This is a genomic window from Streptomyces sp. NPDC104202 (assembly GCF_055584185.1).
In genome coordinates this window covers 65,997-88,407 of record NZ_JBVJMN010000031.1, presented here as the reverse complement: position 1 = coordinate 88,407, position 22,411 = coordinate 65,997, and the positions used below count along the sequence as shown (strand labels likewise).

The following is a 22,411-nucleotide window of genomic DNA, read 5'->3' as shown; positions in this document are numbered from 1 at the left end:
CGCATCGCAACAGTACGATGGGGCCATGACTGTGTGGGACCGGCCGGAGCCGCCGACTCGCCCCGTACCGCTCGACCGGGAGCGGATCGTGGCCGCCGCCATCGCGCTGGCCGACGAGGGCGGGCTCGAAGACGTGTCGCTGCGCAAGGTGGCCGCGCGGCTGAACGCGGGCCCGATGCGGCTGTACGGATTCATCGCCACCAAGGAGGAGCTCTTCGACCTGATCGTGGACGAGGTCCAGGCCGAGATCCTCCCCGCGCAGCGGTCCGGTGACTGGCGTGAGGAGCTCCGCGCCCTCGCCCACCGCACCCGGCAGACCGTCCTCCGCCACGAATGGCTGGCCGACCTCCTGGGCGGCCGCCCGGCCCTGGGCCCGAACGGCCTCGCCGTGACCGAGGCCAAGCTGGCCGCCCTCGACGGTCTCGCCGACATCGACACGGTCCTGCGCGCCGTGGAGACCGTCAGCGCCTACGTCACCGGCGCCCTCCGGCGCGAGATCGCGAACCTGCGGGCCGAGCGCGCCACGGGCCTTTCCAAGGACGACTGGCGGCGTGCCAACGGGCCGCACGTCACGAACATGCTGGCCACAGGCCGCTTCCCGGTTCTGTCCAGGGCCGTGCACGACGGCACCGACGTGGACGCCGAGACGTCCTTCACGACAGGTCTGGACTGGGTCCTCGACGCCGTGGCCACCCGAATCAGGCAGGCGTCGGCCTGATACCCGACCCGTGCCCGGCATGAGCGCCGCCGCAATGCGGGCCCTCGGGCTGTGTGGCGGAAAGAAGCGCCCCGCACTCGCGGACGAAGGAGCAGAGCCGGTCGACGACCTCCCGGTACTCCCGCGGGTCCCGCACCTCGTTAGGCGTCGCATCGGCCCACTGCTCCCACGGACCGCCCGGGGCGAGGTACGGGGATGCCCGGTCCGCCCCCAGGACGCCGTCGAGGTACAGCAGAGTGCTGAGAGCGAAAGTCTGGTCGTAGACGATGTCCGGTCGAGTGAGGTGGCGATCGAGGTAGTCGCAGAGCAGGCCGGCGTCCGCCGGAGTGCCGAAGGTGGCGAGGGCCAGTGCCTTCGAACCGCCGTACGGGCCGCCTTGGGACAGCAGCCGCTCGCCGATTCGCTGGCGGAACTCCGTCCTGCCGGCAATGGCGATCAGCCAGCAGGCGGTCCCGCTCTCGCGCCAGCCGCCTTCCAGGAGAACGCCGAGCTCGGCGGGGGTGATCTCCCCGGCATCCCGGGCCAGGCCACCGACCAACCGGGCGCGCTCGGGACCCGTCGACCGCAGCAGGCTTCCGCCCAGCTTGAGGTGACGCCGGCCGGGCACGACGAACCGCCGGATCAGGTCCGACGGCTCCGGATCGGCAGGGGCTTCACTCATGACCGCATCCTGGCCCGGCCGGCACCGGGGCGCCAACGAATTCCGACCCCCTGGTGTCACCGACCCTGTCTCTTCCTGAGCTTTCACAGGTGAGGAAAGTTGGGTAGCGGCGATGAGCGTGCTGATGCGGCGGCGCGGTCAGCGGACCGGGCGCAGCACCATGTATCTGCGGCCGTAGGGGAAGAGCCTCGTTTCACCCGCCCGATCACTGTCGGCCACCGCCGCACGGTACTTCACGCCGTCGACGTAGACGTAGCTTCCGTGCTCGATGCCCGGGGTGTCGAGCACCGACCGGGGAATGCCCGTGTCCCGGGTCCATGAGGCGCGTTCCTCGCGGGTGAGCCAGAAGACCGGCTCCCTCGGCGGCCATGCCGGGACGACCTTCACGTCCCCCAGGGTGCCGGCGGCGGCACCGCTCTTGCCGGCCTCCCAGGCGATCAGGCCCGGCACGCCGTGGTAGGCCAGGAAGAACGTCTGCTGGATCGGGTCGGTCAGCCCGAGGGGGCCCGCCTGGGCCAGGAGGGCGGGAACGATCCGGTGCCGGTAGAGGTCCAGTACACCGAGCACCGTTGCGCCGTGTGTCGTCCGCGCCTCGCCGGCGATGTCGAGCGGGTCGACGCGCTGGAACGTCCGGAACGCCACCAGCGCGGACAGGTCACCGTCGAAGGCGGGGCGGGCCGGGACCGCCGGCCGGGTCGGCAGTGGCGCCGGGAGAACGGCCTCGGGACCACGGCTCCGAAGGGCCTCGACCAGGGCTGCCAGCCATTGCGTGCGTTCGGCCGAGTTCGCCACTCGGTTCGCCGGGAGGGTCTCGTAGGCCGCGAACTGCTCAAGGGCGTCCGTGCAGGCACCCGTCATCAGACGGGTTCCCCAGTCCTGCGCGGAACTCCCCACCGCGGCCCTGCGGATCCGGGCCGCGCTGCGGACGTACTGCTCCTGGCGGTCGAGGGCGACGTGCTCGTCAGGGCGGCGCAGGTGGTCGAGGACCACCCCGAGTCGGGCGTCGTCGGCCCGCACCTCCTGGCTGATCTCCCTGAGCAGGTCAACGGCCGGTGCCACATGGAGCTCCAGTTCGTGCAGCAGGGTGACCGCTGCCTGGCCCGGGTCCGTTGCCGGGCCCGCCGTCACGGTCACCCTGATGAACGACTCGTGCGGCGCGAGGATCATCTGCGGTTCGAGCAGGAGCGCCTCCGCGATCAAGGTGCCCTGCGGGGCGCGGGGCGGACTCACGAACACACCGGTGGACCCGTGCCCGTCGGCGCCCGAAGCGAGTGCGTCGATGAACAGGTGACAGGTGAGGTTTCCGTCGACCAGGTCGAGGAATTCACGTAACTGCGGACTGAACGACTTCCGATGGTCGATCAAGGACTGCAAGGACGATTTGACGGCGGCGGGAACGGCAGGCTGCCCACTGAACTTCATCATTTTCCTGACCATAGCCTCGACCGGAGGCGCTGAACAGACGGCCGGCGCCGACGCGGGGAGCATACGGAAAAGCGGTGGCCGCGCTTTCACTTCCGGACCTGAGGGAGCCTCTTTCGTCCTGGGTTTTCGAAGGTGGGGAGGTTGCCGGTGGAGGCGATGGGTTCGCTGATGCGGCGGGCGGCGCGGAAAATCCCCCAGATTCCTCCGTCCTGCGAACGTCTCGTTCTTGCACAGGTACGCGGGCCAGTAGTGCCTGCGAGAACAAGCCCGCTCTCCCCAGGCTGAGGCTCGAATGGGAGCGCACATGGTCAGACTTGGGCGACGTGGACGCGGCCCTGATTCGCGTCAAGGGGATCTTCTTCGGACTGAGTTCCTTCGTCGACGGCCATGAAGGGACCTTTGTGCTCACCGACTTCACCGGACCCGACGAGGAGGCGCTGGGCGTTCTCGTCGAGGCACTCGGCATGACGGGGGATTTCCTTCACCCCTGAAGTTCCGTCGACGTGCCCTGTGGCAGCGCTCAGGACCCGGTGGTCATATCTGGCGGAACCTGTGGCGGCGCCCTGCGGGGGCTGACCGGCCGGAGTGGCGCCGGTGTCAGGTGGTGGTCGGCCAGGTGCGCAGGAGGGCGGCGATGCGGCCGCAGGTGCAGGTGGGGTCGAGGAGCAGGTCCTTGAGCGCGAGGGCGTCCGCGCGGGTGGGTTTGACGGAGATGCCGGCGGCTTCGAGGTACATGACGCCCGTGGCGGCGGCGACGGCGAGGTTGGAGCGCTCCAGCCAGCGGCACCGGCCCAGCGTGTGCACCAGGGCGGCGGCTTTGGCGTAGGCGCCGTCGTAGACCGGCTGCTCGAACAGTTCGGCGCGGTGGCGGGCGACGGCCGAGACCGGGACGCCGTAGTCGTCGGGGGCCGGGTCGTCGGCTCCCGCCGCTTCGGCGACCTGCAGGATCCAGGGGACGTCGATGTGGAGCTCCATCAGGCCGCCCGCGTCCCCCGAGGCGCCGCCTGGTCCTGCTCGGCGTCGTCGAAGACCGCCTGGTGCTCGGCCAGGAAGCGGGCCGCGGCGTCCACCGCCCGGGCACGCAGACCACTGGCATCGTCCTGCACCAGCCGGGCGAGGTAGTCCCCCACGCTCAGCCCCAGGTCCGCGGCGCGCTTCCTCGCCAGCTCCGCGACGTCCTCATCCACCCGCGCACCCAACTGTGTCTTCGCCATGACAGGCATGGTAACAGTCGTTACCAGGCACGGACAGGTCCGGGGGTCACGCGGAACGGGAGACCTCGGCGATGCCCGGCCGCCGCATCGGCGGGGAGCGCGGCATCCGTCGCCCGACGCCCCTCACTCCCCGGGCGCGCCTTAGGTTAGGCTGGCCTTTCCTGGAGGGCGGGCCGGTGGATGCCGGGAGCCCGCGCCGCGGGCGGCAGGCCGGGGAGCGGAACTGATGGAGGTGGGGCGCGGATGGGTGACGGTGACCGGGGTGGTGTGCGTCGCACTCGCCTGGGCGTGCGCGTCAGCGGCACGCCGGCGATGAGGGAGGCGGGCTCGCTCGCGGCGGCCCGGACGAAGCCTCATGGATAAGGTCGCGCTCACCGCCGGCGTCCTCTACGTCATCGTGCTGCTCCGTGCCGGAGGGACGTTCGCCGTCGGCTGGCTCGCCGGCGCCGGTGCCCGGCGCAGCAGGTTCGCCGGCCGGATCTCCTCCGAGAAGTTCCTGCGCGCCGAACGGGCGATCCAGCGGTGGGGCGCGCCGGTCGTGGCCGTCTCCTTCCTGACCGTCGGCTTCCAGACGGCCGCCAACTTCCTCGCCGGCAGCATGCGGATGCCGCTGCCGCGCTACCTCCCCGCGCTGTTCGTGGGCGGGGCCGCCTGGGCGCTGGTCTACGCGACCGCGGGTCTCGGCATCCTCGAAGTGCTGGGCGACCTCTTCGCCGAGCGGACCGCCCTGGGAGTCTCGGTGGTGGCGGCGCTCCTCGTGGCGGTGTGCGCGGTCGTGGGGTACCGCAGGCGGAAGGTGACGACGGCCCGGGCCGAGGTCGTGGGCGAGGAGTCGTAGGGCTCGCCCAGTTGACGTCCCCGCCGTCGGTTCACGGTCGCCGTGTGGTGCCGGCCCGCGGGGGCCCGCCGGCCCCGCGGAGCCTGGACGGCCCTGCTCGTGCGGCAGGCGAGCGGCCCACGGCACGACGCCGGGCTCCGGGCTCCGGGCTCCTGGCGTGCAGCCCCGGCCCGGCCTCCCTACCATGAAGGCATACCTCACCAGAGCGAGGCACCATGGCCGCAGAGGATGCCGCCTCACCCGCCGAACGCCCCGCGGGTCTGAAGGCCAATGCGATCGGGTTCGTCGACGCCCTCGTCATCGGACTCAACTCCACCTCCCCCGCGTACTCCCTGGCCGCCGTCATCGGCCCGATCGTCGCACTTGTGGGGGTCTATGCCCCCGGCGTGATGTTCGCTTCGTTCGTTCCGATGCTGCTCATCGCGTCGGCCTTCTACTACCTGAACAAGGTCGACCAGGACTGCGGCACGACGTTCTCCTGGGTCACGCGCGCGATGGGGCCCTGGGCCGGATGGCTCGGGGGCTGGGCCATCGCGATGACGGGGGTCCTGGTCGTGGGCTCGCTGGCGGACGTGGCCGTGAGTTTCGCGCTGCTCTCCTTCGGCCTCGACAGCTGGGTGGACAACACCTTCGTACGGCAGTCCCTCACCGTGCTGCTGATCCTGGTGATGACGGCGGTCTGCGTCATCGGAACCGAGCTGTCGGCGAAGGTGCAGAACGTCCTCATCCTGGCGCAGGTCGCCTTCCTGCTGGTCTTCGTCGGCGTGGCGCTCTCCAAGGTGTACGACGGGACGAGCGCGTACGACTCGGTCGAACCGGCCCTCAGCTGGCTGAACCCGTTCGGCGCCGGTGGTGCGGCGCTCACCGGGGGGCTGCTGCTCGGCGTGTTCATCTACTGGGGCTGGGAGTCGGCGGTCAACCTCACCGAGGAGGTCGAGGACTCGGCCTCCGCACCGGGCAGGGCGGGACTCTGGTCGACGGTGATCCTGCTGGTCACGTACGTGTCGGTGGGGTTCGCGGTGGTCGCGTACGCCGGTCCGACGTTCCTCGCGGAGAACGCGGGCGAGGAGGAGTTCGTCTTCGCCCAGCTGGCCACCGACGTACTGGGCGGCTGGGACTGGATCCTGCTCCTGGCCGTCTCCACGTCCGCCATCGCCTCCACCCAGACGACGATCATCCCCGCCTCGCGGACCGCTCTGTCCATGGCCCGGCGCCGTGCGCTGCCCGCGCACTACGGCCACATCAGCCCCCGCTTCCGCACTCCCGACGTGAGCACCTGGTGGGTCGCGGGGATCGCCATCGCCTGGTACCTCATCGTGAACCAGATCAGCGAGAACGCCCTCTTCGACTCCCTGACCGCGCTGTCGCTCCTCATCGCCTTCTACTACGCGCTCACCGGCGTCGCGTGCGCCGTCTACTACCGGCGCCACCTCTTCGAGAGCGTCCGCAACTTCCTGCTGATCGGGCTCGGTCCGGTCGTCGGTGCCGGGCTCCTGACCTGGCTGCTCGTGAAGTCGGTCGCCGACATGTCCGATCCGGCGAACTCGTACAGCGGCACGTCGTGGTTCGGCCTCGGGCCCCCGCTCGTCATCGGCATCGGCATCGCCCTCGCCGGCGTCATCCTCATGATCGTGTGGCGGCTGCGGTCGCCCGCCTTCTGGGACGAACGGCCGGGCGTCGCCGACCCCGACCTGGTGCACGGCAAGGAGCGCTGAGATGTCGGTCGTGCTCGGTTACGACGAGTCCCCCGGCGCGGCCCGCGCGCTGCGCATCGCGGTCGAGGTGGCCGCCGCGTTCGACGAGCAACTGGTCCTGGTCTACGGCGCGGCGGCGCCCGGTCCCCTCGGCGAGGAGTACCGGTCCCACTACGACGCCATCCGCCAGACGGGCCGCGCCGGTCTCGAACACGCCGTCACCGAGGCCGACCGGGCAGGCGTGCCGACCGTCGTCGAAGTGCTCGACGACAAGCCCGCCCAGGCCCTCATCGACGCGGCGACCCGTCACGCCGCCCGCGTCATCGTGGTGGGCAGTTACGGCGAGAGCCCGATGCGCGGCGCGCTGCTGGGTTCCACCCCCCACAAGCTGCTCCACATGTCGACGGTGCCGGTGCTGTGCGTGCCGCCGGAGTCACGCGGCGAGGTGGGCGGAGCAGCACGGTGACGCCGGGCGCCGGGGTGGTGGAGGAGGCTCCCCCACCACCCGTCGACGAGCCGTGGCGCCGGGGTCAGCAGCCGCCGCAGTTGTAGAAGGTCACGTCCCAGTGGTTGCCCTCGTCGGCGTACACGTTGCCGGCGCCGGACTTCCACTGCGGGGCTCCGTCGCCGCGGACGCCGATGTAGGTGAACGTGTTCTTGATGTAGTTGCCGACGCAGGTGTACTTGGCGAAGTCGAGCTTGTAGCCGTTCCAGTGCGAGTACGTGCCGCTGGCGTGCCCGGTCTCGGTGCCGCCGGTGATGTTGAGGGAGCAGCCGCTGGCGCTCTTCAGGGTCTGGGCGCCCTGGGCGGTGGCGAGGTTGAGCTGGTCGAAGGAGGTGCAGGTGGCGTTGTTCCGGTTCGAGCAGCCACCGGAGGAGGACCAGGTGATGCCGGACGACTGGAACATCGAGGTCGCCGTGGCGTGGCTGATCTTGGTGACCGCGTGGGCGTCGGTGGCGGCGGAGAGGGCGCCGAAGCCGGGGGCGAAGAGGGCGCCCAGGACGAGGGCGACCGCGGTGAGGACGGAGCGGATCTTCATGAGGGGGTTCCTTCGCTGGTCGGGGGAGGGTACGGCCGCCGCGTCGCTGTCTCTACGCGCGTCACCTACGGTGCGGCAGCACCCGTGAAGGTGAAGTCCGGGGATCAGGCGACGGAGCGGAAGGCCGGCAGGTATCCGCTCGCGTGACCGGTGGCGGTCGGGTGGTAGCTGTTGGAGACGGGCACGGTGACGCTGTGCAGCCAGGCGCTGCCGGAGCAGATCTCGTGGCCGGTGAACTCGTCGACGACGCTGGAGTAGGTGAAGCCCGCGTTGGCGGCCTGCTTGGCGAGCATGCTGTTGAGGGCGTCGCTGCCCCGGTTGATCGCGGTGCGCTCGGTCTCGCTCAGACCGGCGATGCAGCTGCCGCCCAGCTGGTAGAAGCGGGGGTAGCCGAGGACGACGACCCGGGCCTGGGGCGCGCGGCTGCGGATGGCGCCGTAGAGCGACGAAAGACTGCCGGGCAGGGTTCCGTTGACCTGCGCGATGGCGTTGTTCACGGCATTGACGCAGGTCGCCTCGCTCTGCAGCACGCAGGTCTGCATGACGTTGGCGAAGCCGACGTCGTTGCCGCCCGCCGTGACGCTGACGAGCGTGGTGGAGCTGGTGAGCGGGGCGAGCTGACCGCTCTTCACCGTGGCGGTCGTCGCGCCCGAGCAGGCGGTGAAGGCGAACGAGGCCGGAGCGTTGGCCGCCGCCCACAGCGACGGGTACGCCTTGCTGCTGCGCTGGCAGCTGCCGCTGTCGGAGAGATAGCTGCCGGCTCCCACTCCCGAGGAGTAGGAATCGCCCAGTGCGACGTAGCGCTGGCTGCCCGCCGCGGCGGCGGAGGCCGGCTGTGCGAGGCCGAGGGCAGCGACCGCCGCGAGGAGGAGCGTCAGGAGACCCGACGCCGTTCGTGAAGCGTGCATGACAACCGTTTCTGTAGGGGGTGCGGGCTCCACTCTTCTAGCAGGCCGCACGGCGGCCGGGATAGATGTGCGGAGCGGTTTGTTCGTGTTCACCTCCCGTCGACCCGGGAGGACGACCGACCTTCGCGGGAGTTCGCCGACGACCGATGATTCCCGGGTCGATCCGCACCCGCGGACGGCTCGCCGGGCCAGGGACACGAGGGACGGCGACGCAGCGGGTTCCGGCCCTGCCGCATGGTCGAGCACCTCGATTCAGCCACCGAGCAGATCGGGTGAATGGCCATCATTGCCGCGTCCGCACGCGTCGCCGGCTCCTGCGCCCCTCGGGGCACCCCTCCCCCACCAGACGGTTTCGCGCGAGGGGCGCGCGGCAACGGGCTTCGTGGCACCCACCCCTCGCGGTTGCACCAGCACGGCTCCGACGCTTGGCCGGAGGGGCGGGGTGGCCGGGACTCGGCACGCACATCGGGCCACGTCCACCGGTTGCGCGCCGCACGGCGGGACGGAAGTGGTTTCGGGGTGAACTTTCAGTTCGCAATCAGCTTCTGCAAGTTTCTGACGCTCTTTTAGAAGTTCACCGAGGGCGACTTGCCTATTTGTTCGATCTTGTGAGAGATGCCTGCCGGAGGGAACGCGCGTAGAGCGACCGAAAGGGCCCCTTGCGACAGCACGGCGTCGAGGCAAAGATTCCCCCAAGCACTTGACAGGTTCATGGCGGCAACCCGCCGCTTCCGCGCTCCGCCGGGTCACTTACCCAACGACCCGGCCACCCCCACACCGGAGGATGCAGTGAACCGTTCGTCCCGTCGCAGCAGGATCACCCAGGGCAGCCGACTGCTCGCCGTGCTCGGCGCCTTCGTGGCCGCCTCGGCGCTGACCGCCCCCACCTCCACGGCTCAGCAGGCGCAGGTCACCGCCTCCGCGCTGACCGCCACCAGCAGCGCCGTCCTCCAGGCGGACGTGGCAGGCTCCGCCTGGTACACCGACCAGGCCACCGGGAAGGTCGTCGTCACCGTCGACTCCACGGTCTCCCCCAGCGAGATCGCCACCCTGCGCAAGGCCGCCGGCGACAACGCCAAGAACCTCAGGATCGAACGGACCACCGGGAAGATCAACAAGCTCATCGCCGGCGGCCAGGCGATCTACGCCGGCGGCGGACGCTGCTCGCTCGGCTTCAACGTCCGTAGCGGCAGCACCTATTACGCGCTGACCGCCGGCCACTGCACCAACATCGGCAGCACCTGGTATACGAACTCCGGCAACACCACCGTCCTCGGCACGCGCGCCGGAACCAGCTTCCCCACGAACGACTACGGCATCATCCGGCACTCCAACGCCTCCGCCGCGGACGGACGCGTCTACCTCTACAACGGCAGCTACCGTGACATCACCGGCGCCGGCAACGCCTACGTCGGGCAGTCCGTCCAGCGCAGCGGCAGCACCACCGGCCTGCGCGGCGGCACCGTCACCGGTCTCAACGCCACCGTCAACTACGGCAACGGCGACATCGTCTACGGCCTCATCCAGACCAACGTCTGTGCCGAGCCCGGAGACAGCGGCGGCGCCATGTTCTCCGGTTCCACCGCCCTGGGGCTCACCTCCGGCGGCAGCGGCAACTGCAGCAGCGGCGGCACGACCTTCTTCCAGCCCGTGACCGAGGCCCTCAGCGCGTACGGCGTGAGCATCTTCTGACGCCGGGCCCGGCATGGCCGGGGCCGGCCCTTCCTCGGGCCGGCCCCGGCCTTCCGGTGCGTCCGCGCGCGACACGGGTCCTTCCTCATGGGCCCTCCGCACCGCGGGCGTCGCCCGGGCCCCGGTGCTCACGCCTCGGCGCCCCCGCTGCCGCGCTCGACCGGGATCCACAGCTGGGAGTCGGTCTCCGCGCCCACCTCGACCGGCCGCGTCCGCAGCAGCTCGGGCCCTGCCCGGCTCGTGTAGGGGTTCGAGGGGAACCACTGGGCGAAGACGTCCCGCCACAGCTCCTGGAGGGCGCTCGGATAGGCACCGCGGTTGTCGAACACCGCCCAGGTCCCGGCAGGCACGTCGAGGCCGTCGAGCCCCTCGGCCTCCGCCCCGGGACCGGTCACCGCGCCGATCCAGTAGTCCGCCTCGGCTCCATCGTCCCGGCTGTCGGTCAGGTACACGACCGCCGAGACGATCCCGTCCGGCTCCTGGCCCGCCAGCTCCTTCATCCGCCCGATCGCCGACTCGTCCAGGCTCTCCAGGTGTGCCACGGCCGCCGCGTTGAGCCCCTCCCCCACGAGCGGGAGCCGGGCCTTCCGGCCGACGACCCGGAACGGCTCCTTCTCGACGATCCGGTAGCGCATGCTCGTACCGCCCTCGACGACGAGGCGGAAGGACATCCGCGGCTGCGCCGTGAGGACCGCGCCGGTCCTCCGTGCCTCGCCGGGACCGATGCCGTGCACCGAGCGGAACGCACGGGCGAAAGCCTCGCCCGAACCGTATCCGTACCGCACCGCGATATCGAGGAGTGTCGTCCCGCCCGCCAGGACGTCGGCGCCGGCGAGCGTCATGCGCCGCCGCCGCACGTAGACCGGGAGCGGCATTCCGGCGAGAGCGGAGAACATCCGCCGGAAATGGTATTCCGACACCGCGGCGATCCGGGCCACCGCGGCGACGTCGATCTCCTGGTCGAGGCAGTCCTCCAGGTGGTCCAGCGCCTGGTTGAGCCGCTCCAGCACGCGTCTCCGCCCTTCCTGTCGGCGTCTCCCTCGTGGGAACGCCCTGGCGCCCGGCCTCGGCCCCCGTCGACACCCCGCCGCGGCACCACATACGGGAATTCCGTCGACGCCCCGCCTGATAAAACCCGTGCGGGAACGGTGGGGTGACATTCCCGGCACCCCACGAGGCTGGGACGCATGACTGATGTTAAGGGAATGTGCGAGCCGCGCTTCGAAGCCGTCCGGTCGACCCTCGCGGAATTGCTCGGCAAGGATGACGTCGGGGCCTCCGCGGCCGTCTTCGTCGACGGCGAGCCGGTGGTCGACGTCTGGGGCGGGTACGCCGATGCGGACCGCTCCGTCGACTGGGAGCGCGACACCCTCGCCGGTGTGAATTCGACGACCAAGAACATGACCGCCCTGTGCGCGCTGGTCCTGGCCGACCGGGGCGCGCTCGACCTGTCCGCGCCGGTCGCCGCCTACTGGCCGGAGTTCGCCGCGGCCGGCAAGGAGAAGGTGCTCGTGCGGCACGTGCTGTCGCACACCGCCGGATTGCCGGAGCTGTCCGGGCCGACGACGGTCGAGGACCTCTACGACTGGGAGGGCGTGACGTCGGGACTGGCCGCGCAGGCGCCCGCGTGGGAGCCGGGGACGGCCGCCGGCTACCACGCGCTCACCTTCGGGTACCTGGTGGGCGAGATCGTCCGCCGCGTCACCGGGCGCGGACTCGGCGAGTTCTTCGCCGACGAGGTCGCCGCACCGCTCGGCGCGGACTTCCACATCGGGCTCCCCGCCGTACACGACCACCGCGTCGCGCCACTCGTTCCGCCGCCGTCCCTGACCGACGCCTACGCCGCCGAAGCGCCGCTCGGTCCGGACGGGACGCGCCGGGAGCACGCCGGGCCCGTCATCCGGGTCGAGGACGTCAACTCCCCCGCCTGGCGCCGTGCGCGGATCCCCGCGGTGAACGGCTTCGGCAACGCGCGCTCCGTCGCCCTCGTCCAGTCGGTCCTGGCCAACCACGGGGCGGCCGGCGGAGTGCGGCTGCTTTCCCCCGAGGGCTGTGAGCCCGCCTGGCGGGAGGAGTTCCGCGGTGACGACCGGGTGCTGGGGACCCCGATGGTCTGGACGGCGGGCTTCGCCGGGTTCGGCGACACCTTCGGCTGGGGTGGCTGGGGCGGCTCGCTGGTCGTCAGCGATCCCGGTGCCCGCATGACGGTGGCCTACGTCATGAACCGGATGATCGACCGGGACCGGCAGCCGGACGACCGCGGCACGGACATCGTCATGGCCGCCTACAGCGGCCTGCGGTGACCGGGCCCGTCGCGTCGTGCGGGCCGTCCGGGGAGGTCAGAGCCAGCCGTTGCGGCGGAAGCCGCGGTGGATGACGAAGCAGGCGACCACCATGACGGCGAGGACCACGGGATAGGCGTAGGTCCAGCGCAGCTCGGGCATGTGGTCGAAGTTCATGCCGTAGACGCCGCAGACCATGGTCGGGACCGCGATGATCGCGGCCCAGGCGGTGATCTTGCGCATGTCCTCGTTCTGGGCGACGGTCACCTGGGCGAGATGGGCCTGGAGGATCGAGTCGAGGAGGGTGTCGTAGGAGGCGACCTGCTCGGTGACCCGCGCCAGGTGGTCGGTCACGTCGCGGAAGTACGCGCGTATCTCCGTCGCGACCATCGGCAGCGGTTCGGACGCGAGGCGCTGGAGCGGCCGGCCCAGCGGTGTCACCGCCCGCTTGAGTTCGAGGAGTTCTCGCTTGAGCTGGTAGATCCGGCCGACGTCGCTCCTGGGGCCCTGCTCGGAGAAGACCGCGGTCTCGATCGCGTCCAGGTCGTCCTGGACGGCCTCGGCGACGGCGAGGTAGTCGTCGACGACGTGGTCGGCGATGGCGTGCAGCACGGCGGAGGGGCCCTTGGCCAGCTGCTCCGGCTCCGACTCCAGGGCTTCGCGGAGCGGGCCGAGCGAACTGTGGCCCCCGTGGCGGATGGTGATGACGAAGTCGGGCCCGGTGAAGGCCATCAGCTCGCCCGTGTCCACCACCTCGCTCGACGCGGTGAGCTCGTCGTGCTCCACGTAGCAGACCGTCTTGAGGACGGCGAACAGCACGTCCTCGTACTGCTCCAGCTTCGGCCTCTGGTGGGCGTGGACGGCGTCCTCCACCGCCAGCGGGTGCAGCCCGAACAGCTCGGCCAGCCCCGCGAACTCCTTCTCCTCCGGTTCGTGCAGGCCGATCCACACGAACCCGTCGCCCGCCCTGCGCACCCGCCGCACGGCCTCCTCGACCGACCGCACCTCCTCCTGCCGCACGCCGTCGCGGTAGACCACGCAGTTGACCACCGTGCTGCCGAGCGGCGACCGCGCCGGGTGACTGAGGTCCACGGCACGCCGGTAGGTACGGCGGACGGCGCTGCGCAGGCGGTGAATCATCGACACGGGGGGCTCCTTCGGCAGATCGCCGGCCAGTCTGCCACCAGCCCGTTCGCGACGACAGTCACACCTGTGGCCGGCGGGGGTGTGCGCACCCCGCGGTCCGGGGGGCGCGGCCCGTCCCGTCCGCGGGCTCGCGCCCCGCGTGCCGGACACCCTCGCCCGCACGCTCAGGTGGGGCCGGCCGCCTCCGCCCCGGCCAGGCGCAGGAGCAGGGACTTGACCTCGGTGGCCGCCAGCCGGTCGGTGACCGCGTCCGGCCGGGAGCACAGGACGAGGGGGGCCTCGTCGTCGTGGGCGGGGAGGCGGCCGTGGCTGCCGCGGACGGGTGAGGGGTCGAGGGGGACGACGGAGAGGCGGTAGCGGAGGCCGAGTTTCTTGCGCGCCACGGCGCCGGCGGCCTTCAGGCGGACGAAGGGGGACTCGGGGTCCATGAAGAGTTCGGCGGGGTCGTAGCCGGGTTTGCGGTGGATCTCCACGAGCGGGGCGAAGTCGGGGGCGCGGGCGTCGTCGAGCCAGTAGTAGTAGGTGAACCAGGCGTCCGGTGCGGCGATCGCGACGAGTTCGCCGGAGCGCGGGTGGTCGAGGCCGTGGCTCTTCTTGCCCTCGTCGTCGAGGATCTGCTCGACCCCGGCCAGACCGGTGAGGGCTTCGCGGGTGGCGGCGAGGTCCGCGGGCCGGCGCACGTAGACGTGCGCCAGCTGGTGGTCGGCGACGGCGAAGGCGCAGGAGGCTCCGGTGTCCAGGTACTCCATGCCGTCCTGGGTGTGGACCTCCAGGAGTCCGGCGCGGCGCAGGGCCCGGTTGACGTCGACGGGGCGGCTGACCGGGGTGATGCCGTACTCGGACAGGGCCACGACGGTGCGTCCTTCGCGGCGCGCGTCGTCGAGGAGGGGGCCGATGACGGTGTCGAGTGCGGCGGCGGCCCGGTGCGCGCGGGGGTCGTCGGGGCCGTAGCGCTGGAGGTCGTAGTCGAGGTGGGGCAGGTAGCAGAGGGTCAGGTCCGGTCGGCGGGTGCGCATGACGTGGCGGGTCGCCTCGGCGATCCAGCGGCTGGAGGCGAGGTCCGCGCCCGGGCCCCAGAAGCGGAAGAGGGGGAAGGTGCCGAGGCTGCGCGTGAGTTCGTCGTGGAGGGCGGGCGGACGGGTGTAGCAGTCGGGTTCCTTGCGTCCGTCGGAGTAGTAGATGGGACGGGGGGTGACGGTGATGTCGGTGTCGGCGCCCATCGCGTACCACCAGCAGATGTTGGCGACGGTGTAGTCGGGCCAGGTCCTGCGGGCGGCGTCCCAGAGGCGGTCGCCGGAGACGAGGCCGTTGTGCTGGCGCCAGAGGAGGACGTCGCCGAGTTCGCGGAAGTACCAGCCGTTGGCGACGATGCCGTGTTCGGAGGGGAGCGCGCCGGTGAGGAAGGTGGTCTGGGCGGTGCAGGTGACGGCGGGCAGGACCGTGCTGAGGGGGGCGCGGGAGCCGGTGGCGGCGAGGGACGTGAGGTTCGGCATGTGGGCGAGGAGCCGGGGGGTGAGGCCGACGACGTCCAGGACGAGGAGGGGGACGGGGCGCGGGGCGCCGTTCGTGTCGGTCATGGCAGTTCCTTGAGGCCGAGGTCGGTCAGGAGGTCGCGTGCCAGGGAGAGTTCGGCGGCGATGCCGTCGTGGAGCCGGGCGCGGGTGGTGGGGCGCAGCTCGGGCGGCAGGGTCTGCCACGTGTACGTCTCGACCTCGAGGTGACGGGTGAGGGGGGCGGGTCCGCCGACGAGCAGGGCCAGGGTCTCTTCGAGCACCGGGAGGGTGGAGGTGAGCGGTGGGGCGGGGCGGGCGTGCAGGGGGACGTGGAAGTGGGCGCGCCACGGGGTCGTGTCGGGCAGGATCGTTCCGGCGAGGGCTTCGTCGAGGTCGTCCGTGCCGCGCAGGCCGTCGGGCGTGAGGGTGCGGGTCTGGTGGAGGTAGCGGTGTTCGGCGAAGGCGCCCAGGGCCGTGCGGACGGCGGGGAGGTGCGGGTGTTCGGCGTGGAGGGCGGCGGAGAGCTGGGCTTTGGCCAGGGTGACGTCCGCCGCCGTGAGGGCGGCCACGGCGGTGGCCGGGTCCTCGAAGGAGGTGGCGAGGTGGCAGGTGTCGACGCAGACGCCGATGCGGTGGGGGGCGCCCACCGCGGGGAGGTGGGCGAGGGCGTCGGCGGTGGTCTCGATGACGCAGCCGGGTTCCGGTTCGAGCGCCACGCGCACGGATCGGCCGGTGAGCTCCTCCAGGGTGTCGAGGCGGTCGGCGAGGGTCTTGAGCGCGAGGTGCGCGGTGGCGGCGCGCGCGGAGTCGAAGGGGGTGCGCCAGCCGAGGGGCAGGGTGGAGATGGTGCCCTCGGTGACGTCGTCGGGCAGGAGGGCGGCGAGGAGGCGCGCGAGGTCGGTGGTGTGGGCGAGGCGATCGGGGTGGGTCCAGTCCGGGGTGTAGACCCGGTGTTTGACCGTGCCGGCGCCGAAGCCTTCGTAGGGGAAGCCGTTGAGCGTGACGACTTCCAGTCCCCTGCGGTCCAGTTCGGACCGCAGGCCGCGCAGGGCGCCGGGGTCGTCGGTGAGGGCGCGGGCCGCGGGCCGGGCGAGCCACAGGCCGATGCCGAGCCGGTCGCGGCCGAGCCGCCGCCGGACGGGTTCCCCGTGGTCGCGGAGCTGGGCGAGGACGCCGTCGAGGGTCTCGGCGGGATGGACGTTGGTGCAGTAGGCGAGATGGACGACCGAGCCGTCGGGGTGGCGGAAGCGCATCGCGGGACCGTCCCTCATTCCCCGCTGCGGAGCACGGAGTTGCCCTCGTGCAGGCCGGCCGGCGGTGGCACGTCCAGGACGAGCCGGCCGCTCTGTCCGTAGAAGGCCACGGGGTTGCGCCACAGGACCCGGTCGACGTCGTCCTCGCCGAATCCGGCCGCCAGCATCGCGTCGCCGACCCGGCGGGTCTTGAGCGGGTCGCTCCGCCCCCAGTCCGCGGCCGAGTTGACGAGGACCTTCTCCGGTCCGTAGGTCCGCAGGAGCGCGACCATCCGGTCCTCGTCCATCTTGGTGTCGGGGTAGACGGAGAAGCCGAGCCAGCACCCGCTGTCCTTGGCCTCCGCGACCGTGGTCTCGTTGAGGTGGTCGAGGAGGACGTGCTCGGGCGCCAGGTCGGATTCGCGGACGGCGTCGATCGTGCGGCGCAGTCCGGCGCGCTTGTCCCGGTGGGGGGTGTGGACGAGGGCGGGCAGGGCGTGGTCGGCGGCGAGCTGGAGCTGTGTGGCGAGGGCGGTGTCCTCGGCGGGGGTCATCGCGTCGTAGCCGATCTCGCCGACGGCGACGACGGAGTCCTTGACGAGGTAGCGGGGCAGGGTGTCGAGGACGGGGACGCAGCGGGGGTCGTTGGCCTCCTTCGGGTTGAGCGCGAGGGTGCAGTGGTGGGCGATGCCGTACTGGGCGGCCCGGTACGGCTCCCAGCCGAGGAGGGCGTCGAAGTAGTCGAGGAAGCTCTCCGGGGAGGTGCGCGGCTGTCCGAGCCAGAAGGCGGGCTCGACCAGGGCGCGGACCCCGGCGGCGTACATGGCCTCGTAGTCGTCGGTGGTGCGGGAGGTCATGTGGATGTGGGGGTCGAAGATGCGCATCAGCACTCCTCGGGGGGCTGGGGGGTGTCCTGGGTGGCCAGGGCGAGGACGTGGTGCAGGTCGGGCGGGACCGGTCGGCCGGCGGCGGTCCGTTCGGCGGCGTGGTCGGCGAGCATGCGGGCCAGGACGGCGTCGCCGCGGGCTCGGCGTCGCAGGCCGGCGACGGTGTCGAGGGGGACCTCGGTGAACAGGCACTTGAGGACGGCGTGCCGCCAGGCGTGCCGTCCGAGGTGGGTGGCCCCGTACGGGCCGAGGGCCGCGGCGACGAGCCGGGTGTCGTGGGTGCGCAGGGCGTCCTCGACGAGGGGCAGGGCCTCGGGACCGGTGACGAGGTGCGGCAGGGCGAGCAGGACCGCCCGGCGTTCGGCCGCGCTGCCGTGGTCGTAGAGGCGGGCGAGGGTGTCCGGGCCGGGGCGTGCCTCGGCGAGGAGCAGGACGCGGGCGGCGTCGGCGTGCTCCGGGCCGCACCGGCGTCCGGCCGCGGCGAACCACGTCTCCCAGGCGGGGAGGGGCTGCGGGACGGCGTCGCCGCGCGGTGTCCGGTCCTGTCCCGGTCCGGTGGCCGGACCGTCGGCCGGCGGCGTGGGGCCGGGGTGTGCGGCCTCGGTGAGGGCGGTGGCCAGCCAGGCTCGGGCGGCCGCGGGGAGCCGTGGGTAGAGCTCGGTGCGCAGGGCGGTGGGGGTGCGCGGCCGGGAGGTGTCGTTCACGGGGCGGACGCTCCTTTCCGGTCCATGGCGCGGAGGAACGGCAGGGAGGTGCGGGCGAGGTCGGGGCCCGCGTGGGAGTGGCGCGGGAGTTCGACGACGGTGAGGCCCTGGTAGCCGGTGGCGGCGAGGGCGTCGAGGACCGGGGCGAAGTCGATCTCGCCGTCTCCGAACGGCAGGTGCTCGTGGACTCCCCTGCGCATGTCCTCGATCTGGACGTGGCGCAGCCAGGGCCCGGCGTCGCGGACGCAGTCGGCGGGGGGTGCGGGTTCCAGGCACTGGCAGTGGCCGATGTCGAGGGTGAGGCCGAGGGCCGCGGGCTCCCCTGTGAGGGCGCGCAGGTGGTGGAAGTCGGCCAGGGTGGCGAGGAGGTGGCCGGGCTCGGGTTCGATGGCGAGGGGGACGCCGGCGGCTTCGGCCGCCTCGACGACCGGCGCGAGGGTGGCGGCCAGGCGCGTCCAGGCGGTGTCCGGGTCGGTGCCGGGCGGGCGGACGCCGCTGAAGCAGTGGACGGCATGGGCGTCGAGGTCGGCCGCGGTGCGCACGGCGGTGAGCAGCAGCCGTACGCGGGCGGCGCGGGCGTCCGGGTCGGGGTCGAGGAGCGAGGGGCCGTGCTTGCGGCGGGGGTCGAGCACGTAGCGCGCGCCGGTCTCGACGGTCGCGGTCAGCCCGAGGGCGTGCAGGCGCCGCGCCAGGCGGCTGGTGCGGGCGGCCAGGCCGGGGGCGAGGGGGTCGAGGTGCATGTGGTCGAGGGTGAGGCCGACGCCGTCGTAGCCGAGGTCGGCGAGCAGGGCGAGGGCGTCGTCGAGCCGGAGGTCGGTCAGGCCGTTGGTTCCGTATCCGTAGCGCAGTGGTCGGCCGGACGGTGGGCGGGGTCCGGGTACGGGCCCGGGGGGTCGGGGCGGGTGGGGGCCGGGGGCGAGGGGTCCGGCCGGGTGGGCCCCCGACTGGGCCCCTGACTGGGCGCCTGATGCGGAGGGCTCGGTCACGTGGGGTTCGGTGACGTGGGGTTCGGTGACGTGGGGTTCGGTCATGTGGGGCTGACCTTTCGCGCGAGTCGGCGGGCCACGGGGGCGAGGCCGAGGACGGCGAGTCCGGCGCCGGGCGCGCCGGAGCGGGTGGCAAGCGCGGCCTGGAGGGGGATCATCGCCCGGATCCCGCCGCCGACGGCCGTTCGGGTGAGGTGCGGGGACGGGTTGAGGGCGGCGTGGAGGAGGGGGCGGGTCACGGTGCGGAGGTAGGCGCCGCCGAGGAGCACGGTGAGGGAGGGCGCCGAGGCCCTCCCCGGCCGGTGGACCGCGGCGGGGGGCAGGACCGGTACGGGTGGGAGCGGCGCCGTCGGGTCCGTGGACGGCGGGCGCGCCGCGGCGGACGGCGGGTGCGGGGCCGGCCGGGGCCGGGTGGTGAGCACGCCGAGGGCGACCGTCGTGGCCAGGGCGGTCAGCGGGGCGGCGGTGGAGCCGCCGTGGGCCTCGTGCCGGGAGACGGCGGTGACGGCGTAGGTGTGAGCCGCGAGCGCCGCGGCCGCCGGCGCCGCGGCGCGCAGCGCCTCCCCTGTGCGAGGACCGGCGGGCGCGTCGCTCGTGGCCGCCGGGCCCCTGTCCTGCGTCGGGGGCGAGGTCACCGTGCGGAAGAGACGCGCCGCCAGGGGGACGGTCGTCGGCCCGGCGCGCCGGGGCACGTCCGTACGGACCGAGTCCGCCGTGCACCGTGCCTCCGGGCGACGCGGTGCGGCGACCGCGCCGAGCAGCAGGTCGAGCCCTCGCGCGGCCGCCATGGCGGCCGGTCCGGCGGGGGTGTGCTTGAGGCGGAGGTCGTAGGCCCAGACGGTGGTGGCCAGGGCCCCGGCGACCGCGAGGGCCGGCCGCCCCGCGCGGGAGGCGAGGGCGAGGCCGGTGACGGTGAGCGCGCCGGCCGCGGCGAGCGCCGCCGCGGGGGCGACGCGGCCGGAGGGAAGGGGCCGGTGCGGGCGCTCGACGGCGTCCACCTCGCGGTCCGCCCAGTCGTTGAGCGCCATGCCCGCCTCGTACAGGCACAGGGACGCGCCGACGGCCCAGGCCGTGCCGCGCCCGGGCCGTCGGCCGGCTGCCGCGGCGCCGGCGAGGGCGTCGCCGGGGACGGTGGCCAGTGCCGAGACCCGCAGCAGCTCGGCCCACGCCCGGAGCCGGGACGGGAGCGGGGCGCCGCTCATCGGGCCGTCGCCCGGAGACGGTCGGCGAGGGAGAGGAGCGCGTCGAACTGTGCGGCCAGGGCGGCGGGGCCGCCGTCCGGGTCCTTGAAGTAGAAGGCGAGTTCGGGCCGGGGGCCGGTGAGGCCGGCCTCGTGGGCGCGGGCGAGGAGGACGGCGAGGTCGAGGACGAGGGGCGCGGCGAGTGCGGAGTCACAGCCCTGCCAGATCGTCTGGAGGATCATGCGGGAGCCGAGGAAGCCGTCGAAGGCGATGTGGTCCCAGGCGGTCTTCCACTCCCCGAGCGCCGGCACGTCGTCGATGTGGACGGTGCCCTCGACGCCTTCGCCGAGCGTGTCGGTGAGGACGCGTTCCTTGCCGGCGTTCTTGGCCGCGGCGGCGGCCGGGTCGGCCAGCGTCGCCCCGTCCCCGCCGCCCAGCAGGTTGCTGCCGGACCAGGCGCGTACGGTCAGCGCACGCTGGACGAACATCGGGGCGAGGACGGAACGCAGCAGGGTCTGGCCGGTCTTGCCGTCGCGTCCGGCGTGGGGGATGCGGTCGGCGGGCTCCGCGAGCGCGGGATGGCGCAGCCCGGTGGAGGGGGTGAAGTTGGCGTAGGGGCAGTCCGCGCGTCGAGCGGCGGCGGCGTAGAGGGAGCTCGCCGGGAGTCGGACGGCTCCCGGTGCGGGCGGCGGTTCGGTGGAGGCGACGTGGACGACGACGACCCGTGCGAGCGCGTGGCGGGTCCTGAAGGCGGTGAGGTCGTCGGCGAAGCGGGCGATCAGCTCCTCGTCGGTGCGAGGGTCGTCGGGGAGCGGGCCTCCGGGACGTATCTCCTTCTCGGCCGCGGTCAGTTCGGCGTGGACGGCCTGCACGAGGCCGGTCGGCAGCACACCGGCGGCGGTGAGCTGTTCGGCCCGTTTCGGCAGCGGGCAGTCGGCCGTGTCGTGGCCGCCGAAGACGAGGGTGTCGAGGGGTGGCAGTCCGGTGTCCGCGAACGGCGGGGTCTGCGTCACCATGCCGGTCGGCGGGTGGAGGCCGGCGGCGACGGCCGCGCAGCCGGCGACGGCGGTGGTCGCCACCGAGCCTCGCGCTCCGACGAACCAGACTCCGGTACGGTCGCGCCGCCCGTCGGACGGCGTTCGCTTCGCGTTCCCGTGGTGCACGGGCTGCCTCCCTGACATGTCGGTGTCTGCGGTGGTGGAGACGGGTGGAGACGGCGGGCGAGGGGTACGGCGCCCCGTCGCCCGCCGTCGCTCGTGGGGCCGGCGGCGGGGCGCGCCGCCGGGTCGGCACGACGTCGTCTACGGCTCCCGGCCGGAGAAGGCGGCGTCGAACGAGGCGGTGGGCGGGTCGAAGTCGAACCGCTTGAGGTGGGCGAGCGCCTCGGGGGCGCCGGTGAGGCGGTCCATCCCGGCGTCCTCCCACTCGACGGAGATCGGGCCGGCGTAGCCGATGGAGCGGAGCATCCGGAAGACGTCCTCCCAGGGGACGTTCCCCCGGCCGGCCGAGACGAAGTCCCAGCCCCTTCTCGGGTCGCCCCAGGGCAGGTGGGAGCCGAGGCGGCCGTTGCGGCCGTCGAGGCGCGTGCGGGACTCCTTGCAGTCGACGTGGTAGATGCGGTCACGGAAGTCCTGGAGGAAGCCGACCGGGTCGAGGTCCTGCCAGACGAAGTGGCTGGGGTCGAAGTTGAGGCCGAAGGCGGGCCGGTGGTCGACGGCCTGGAGGGCCCGCTGCGTCGTCCAGTAGTCGTAGGCGATCTCGCTGGGGTGGACCTCGTGGGCGAAGCGGACGCCTTCGGTGTCGAAGACGTCGAGGATGGGGTTCCACCGTTCCGCGAAGTCCTCGTAGCCTCGCTCGATCATGTGCGGGGGGACGGGCGGGAACATGGCCACGAGGTGCCAGATGGAGGAGCCGGTGAAGCCGACGACCGTGTCGACGCCGAGCGCGGCGGCGGCCCGGGCGGTGTCCTTCATTTCGGCGGCGGCCCGTCGGCGCACCCCTTCCGGCTCCCCGTCGCCCCAGATGCGGGCGGGCAGGATGCCCTGGTGGCGCTCGTCGATGGGGTGGTCGCAGACGGCCTGACCCACCAGGTGGTTGGAGACCGCCCAGCACGTGAGGCCGTACTTCTCCAGGAGCGCGCGCCGCCCGTCCACGTAGGACGGGTCGGCCAGCGCCCGGTCGACCTCGAAGTGGTCGCCCCAGCAGGCGAGTTCGAGTCCGTCGTAGCCGAAGTCGCGGGCCAGGACGCAGACCTCCTCGAGGGGCAGGTCGGCCCACTGGCCGGTGAACAGGGTGAACGGGCGGGGCATG

General features: G+C 72.7%; 23 protein-coding genes. 7 read left to right on the top strand and 16 right to left on the bottom strand.

Going from position 1 to position 22,411, the window contains the following annotated elements:
* The first annotated feature begins 25 nt into the window (after positions 1–25).
* Positions 26–718, top strand: a complete 693-nt coding sequence (locus tag ACZ60W_RS20845) for a TetR/AcrR family transcriptional regulator (RefSeq protein ID WP_469756813.1) — start codon at positions 26–28, stop codon at positions 716–718.
* Here ACZ60W_RS20845 and ACZ60W_RS20840 read toward each other — a convergent pair.
* On the bottom strand, positions 699–1,379 hold the full coding sequence (locus tag ACZ60W_RS20840; RefSeq protein ID WP_469756812.1) for a DUF6000 family protein: 681 nt from the start codon (positions 1,377–1,379) through the stop codon (positions 699–701). The two genes, ACZ60W_RS20845 and ACZ60W_RS20840, sit on opposite strands and share 20 nt — an antisense overlap.
* A 138-nt stretch (positions 1,380–1,517) precedes the next feature.
* On the bottom strand, positions 1,518–2,744 hold the full coding sequence (locus ACZ60W_RS20835) for a hypothetical protein (RefSeq protein ID WP_469756811.1): 1,227 nt from the start codon (positions 2,742–2,744) through the stop codon (positions 1,518–1,520).
* Between the two features lie 383 nt (positions 2,745–3,127).
* Here ACZ60W_RS20835 and ACZ60W_RS20830 point away from each other — a divergent pair, with 383 nt between their 5' ends.
* A complete protein-coding gene (locus tag ACZ60W_RS20830) occupies positions 3,128–3,295 on the top strand; it encodes a hypothetical protein (protein WP_469756810.1) in 168 nt (55 codons plus the stop codon).
* Between the two features lie 106 nt (positions 3,296–3,401).
* On the opposite strand, the gene ACZ60W_RS20825 is transcribed toward ACZ60W_RS20830, so the two are convergent.
* Positions 3,402–3,779 carry a fic family toxin-antitoxin system, toxin component gene (locus tag ACZ60W_RS20825; protein ID WP_469756809.1) on the bottom strand — a complete coding sequence of 126 codons (378 nt, stop codon included), beginning with the start codon at positions 3,777–3,779 and terminating at the stop codon, positions 3,402–3,404.
* Positions 3,779–4,018, bottom strand: a complete 240-nt coding sequence (locus ACZ60W_RS20820; protein WP_469756808.1) for a hypothetical protein — start codon at positions 4,016–4,018, stop codon at positions 3,779–3,781. The genes ACZ60W_RS20825 and ACZ60W_RS20820 overlap by 1 nt, the downstream gene beginning before the upstream one ends.
* 355 nt (positions 4,019–4,373) lie before the next feature.
* Here ACZ60W_RS20820 and ACZ60W_RS20815 point away from each other — a divergent pair, with 355 nt between their 5' ends.
* The 3 genes from ACZ60W_RS20815 (at position 4,374) to ACZ60W_RS20805 (ending at position 7,016) form a co-directional block, all read left to right on the top strand.
* Positions 4,374–4,856, top strand: a complete 483-nt coding sequence (locus ACZ60W_RS20815; protein ID WP_469756807.1) for a DedA family protein — start codon at positions 4,374–4,376, stop codon at positions 4,854–4,856.
* Between the two features lie 215 nt (positions 4,857–5,071).
* On the top strand, positions 5,072–6,571 hold the full coding sequence (locus ACZ60W_RS20810; RefSeq protein ID WP_469756806.1) for an APC family permease: 1,500 nt from the start codon (positions 5,072–5,074) through the stop codon (positions 6,569–6,571).
* A gap of 1 nt (position 6,572) precedes the next feature.
* Complete coding sequence (locus ACZ60W_RS20805; protein WP_469756805.1) at positions 6,573–7,016, top strand: universal stress protein; 444 nt, start codon at positions 6,573–6,575, stop codon at positions 7,014–7,016.
* Between the two features lie 64 nt (positions 7,017–7,080).
* On the opposite strand, the gene ACZ60W_RS20800 is transcribed toward ACZ60W_RS20805, so the two are convergent.
* A complete protein-coding gene (locus ACZ60W_RS20800; protein ID WP_469756804.1) occupies positions 7,081–7,590 on the bottom strand; it encodes a hypothetical protein in 510 nt (169 codons plus the stop codon).
* A gap of 104 nt (positions 7,591–7,694) precedes the next feature.
* On the bottom strand, positions 7,695–8,498 hold the full coding sequence (locus ACZ60W_RS20795) for an SGNH/GDSL hydrolase family protein (RefSeq protein ID WP_469756803.1): 804 nt from the start codon (positions 8,496–8,498) through the stop codon (positions 7,695–7,697).
* A gap of 789 nt (positions 8,499–9,287) precedes the next feature.
* Here ACZ60W_RS20795 and ACZ60W_RS20790 point away from each other — a divergent pair.
* Positions 9,288–10,190, top strand: coding sequence for a S1 family peptidase (locus tag ACZ60W_RS20790; RefSeq protein ID WP_469756802.1), 903 nt, complete (start codon positions 9,288–9,290; stop codon positions 10,188–10,190).
* Between the two features lie 128 nt (positions 10,191–10,318).
* On the opposite strand, the gene ACZ60W_RS20785 is transcribed toward ACZ60W_RS20790, so the two are convergent.
* Positions 10,319–11,200: an AraC family transcriptional regulator gene (locus ACZ60W_RS20785; protein ID WP_469756801.1), complete on the bottom strand. Its 882-nt coding sequence runs from the start codon at positions 11,198–11,200 to the stop codon at positions 10,319–10,321.
* Positions 11,201–11,377: 177 nt separating this feature from the next.
* Here ACZ60W_RS20785 and ACZ60W_RS20780 point away from each other — a divergent pair, with 177 nt between their 5' ends.
* Positions 11,378–12,493, top strand: coding sequence for a serine hydrolase domain-containing protein (locus ACZ60W_RS20780; RefSeq protein WP_469756800.1), 1,116 nt, complete (start codon positions 11,378–11,380; stop codon positions 12,491–12,493).
* A gap of 36 nt (positions 12,494–12,529) precedes the next feature.
* Here the strand turns inward: ACZ60W_RS20780 and corA are convergent, their stop codons facing one another.
* From corA to ACZ60W_RS20735, 9 genes are all read right to left on the bottom strand, one after another.
* Positions 12,530–13,612 (bottom strand): magnesium/cobalt transporter CorA, encoded by a 1,083-nt coding sequence (gene corA, locus ACZ60W_RS20775; RefSeq protein ID WP_469756821.1) that lies wholly within the window; start codon positions 13,610–13,612, stop codon positions 12,530–12,532.
* A gap of 170 nt (positions 13,613–13,782) precedes the next feature.
* A complete protein-coding gene (locus ACZ60W_RS20770; RefSeq protein WP_469756799.1) occupies positions 13,783–15,195 on the bottom strand; it encodes a nucleotide pyrophosphatase/phosphodiesterase family protein in 1,413 nt (470 codons plus the stop codon).
* The gene (eboE, locus tag ACZ60W_RS20765; protein ID WP_469756798.1) at positions 15,192–16,364 is read right to left on the bottom strand and encodes a metabolite traffic protein EboE; all 1,173 of its coding nucleotides are present in this window, start codon (positions 16,362–16,364) and stop codon (positions 15,192–15,194) included. Before eboE ends, ACZ60W_RS20770 begins: the two co-directional genes overlap by 4 nt.
* 14 nt (positions 16,365–16,378) lie before the next feature.
* Entirely contained in the window at positions 16,379–17,227 is an 849-nt protein-coding gene (locus tag ACZ60W_RS20760) for a TatD family hydrolase (protein ID WP_469756797.1), read from the bottom strand.
* Positions 17,227–17,934 (bottom strand): EboA domain-containing protein, encoded by a 708-nt coding sequence (locus ACZ60W_RS20755; RefSeq protein ID WP_469756796.1) that lies wholly within the window; start codon positions 17,932–17,934, stop codon positions 17,227–17,229. The genes ACZ60W_RS20760 and ACZ60W_RS20755 overlap by 1 nt, the downstream gene beginning before the upstream one ends.
* Entirely contained in the window at positions 17,931–18,965 is a 1,035-nt protein-coding gene (locus ACZ60W_RS20750) for a sugar phosphate isomerase/epimerase family protein (RefSeq protein WP_469756795.1), read from the bottom strand. The genes ACZ60W_RS20755 and ACZ60W_RS20750 overlap by 4 nt, the downstream gene beginning before the upstream one ends.
* Positions 18,962–20,122: an SCO3242 family prenyltransferase gene (locus ACZ60W_RS20745; RefSeq protein WP_469756794.1), complete on the bottom strand. Its 1,161-nt coding sequence runs from the start codon at positions 20,120–20,122 to the stop codon at positions 18,962–18,964. Before ACZ60W_RS20745 ends, ACZ60W_RS20750 begins: the two co-directional genes overlap by 4 nt.
* Positions 20,119–21,282, bottom strand: a complete 1,164-nt coding sequence (locus ACZ60W_RS20740) for an inositol-3-phosphate synthase (protein ID WP_469756793.1) — start codon at positions 21,280–21,282, stop codon at positions 20,119–20,121. The genes ACZ60W_RS20745 and ACZ60W_RS20740 overlap by 4 nt, the downstream gene beginning before the upstream one ends.
* Before the next feature lie 120 nt (positions 21,283–21,402).
* Positions 21,403–22,410 (bottom strand): sugar phosphate isomerase/epimerase family protein, encoded by a 1,008-nt coding sequence (locus ACZ60W_RS20735; protein WP_469756792.1) that lies wholly within the window; start codon positions 22,408–22,410, stop codon positions 21,403–21,405.
* Between the last annotated feature and the right edge of the window lies 1 nt (position 22,411).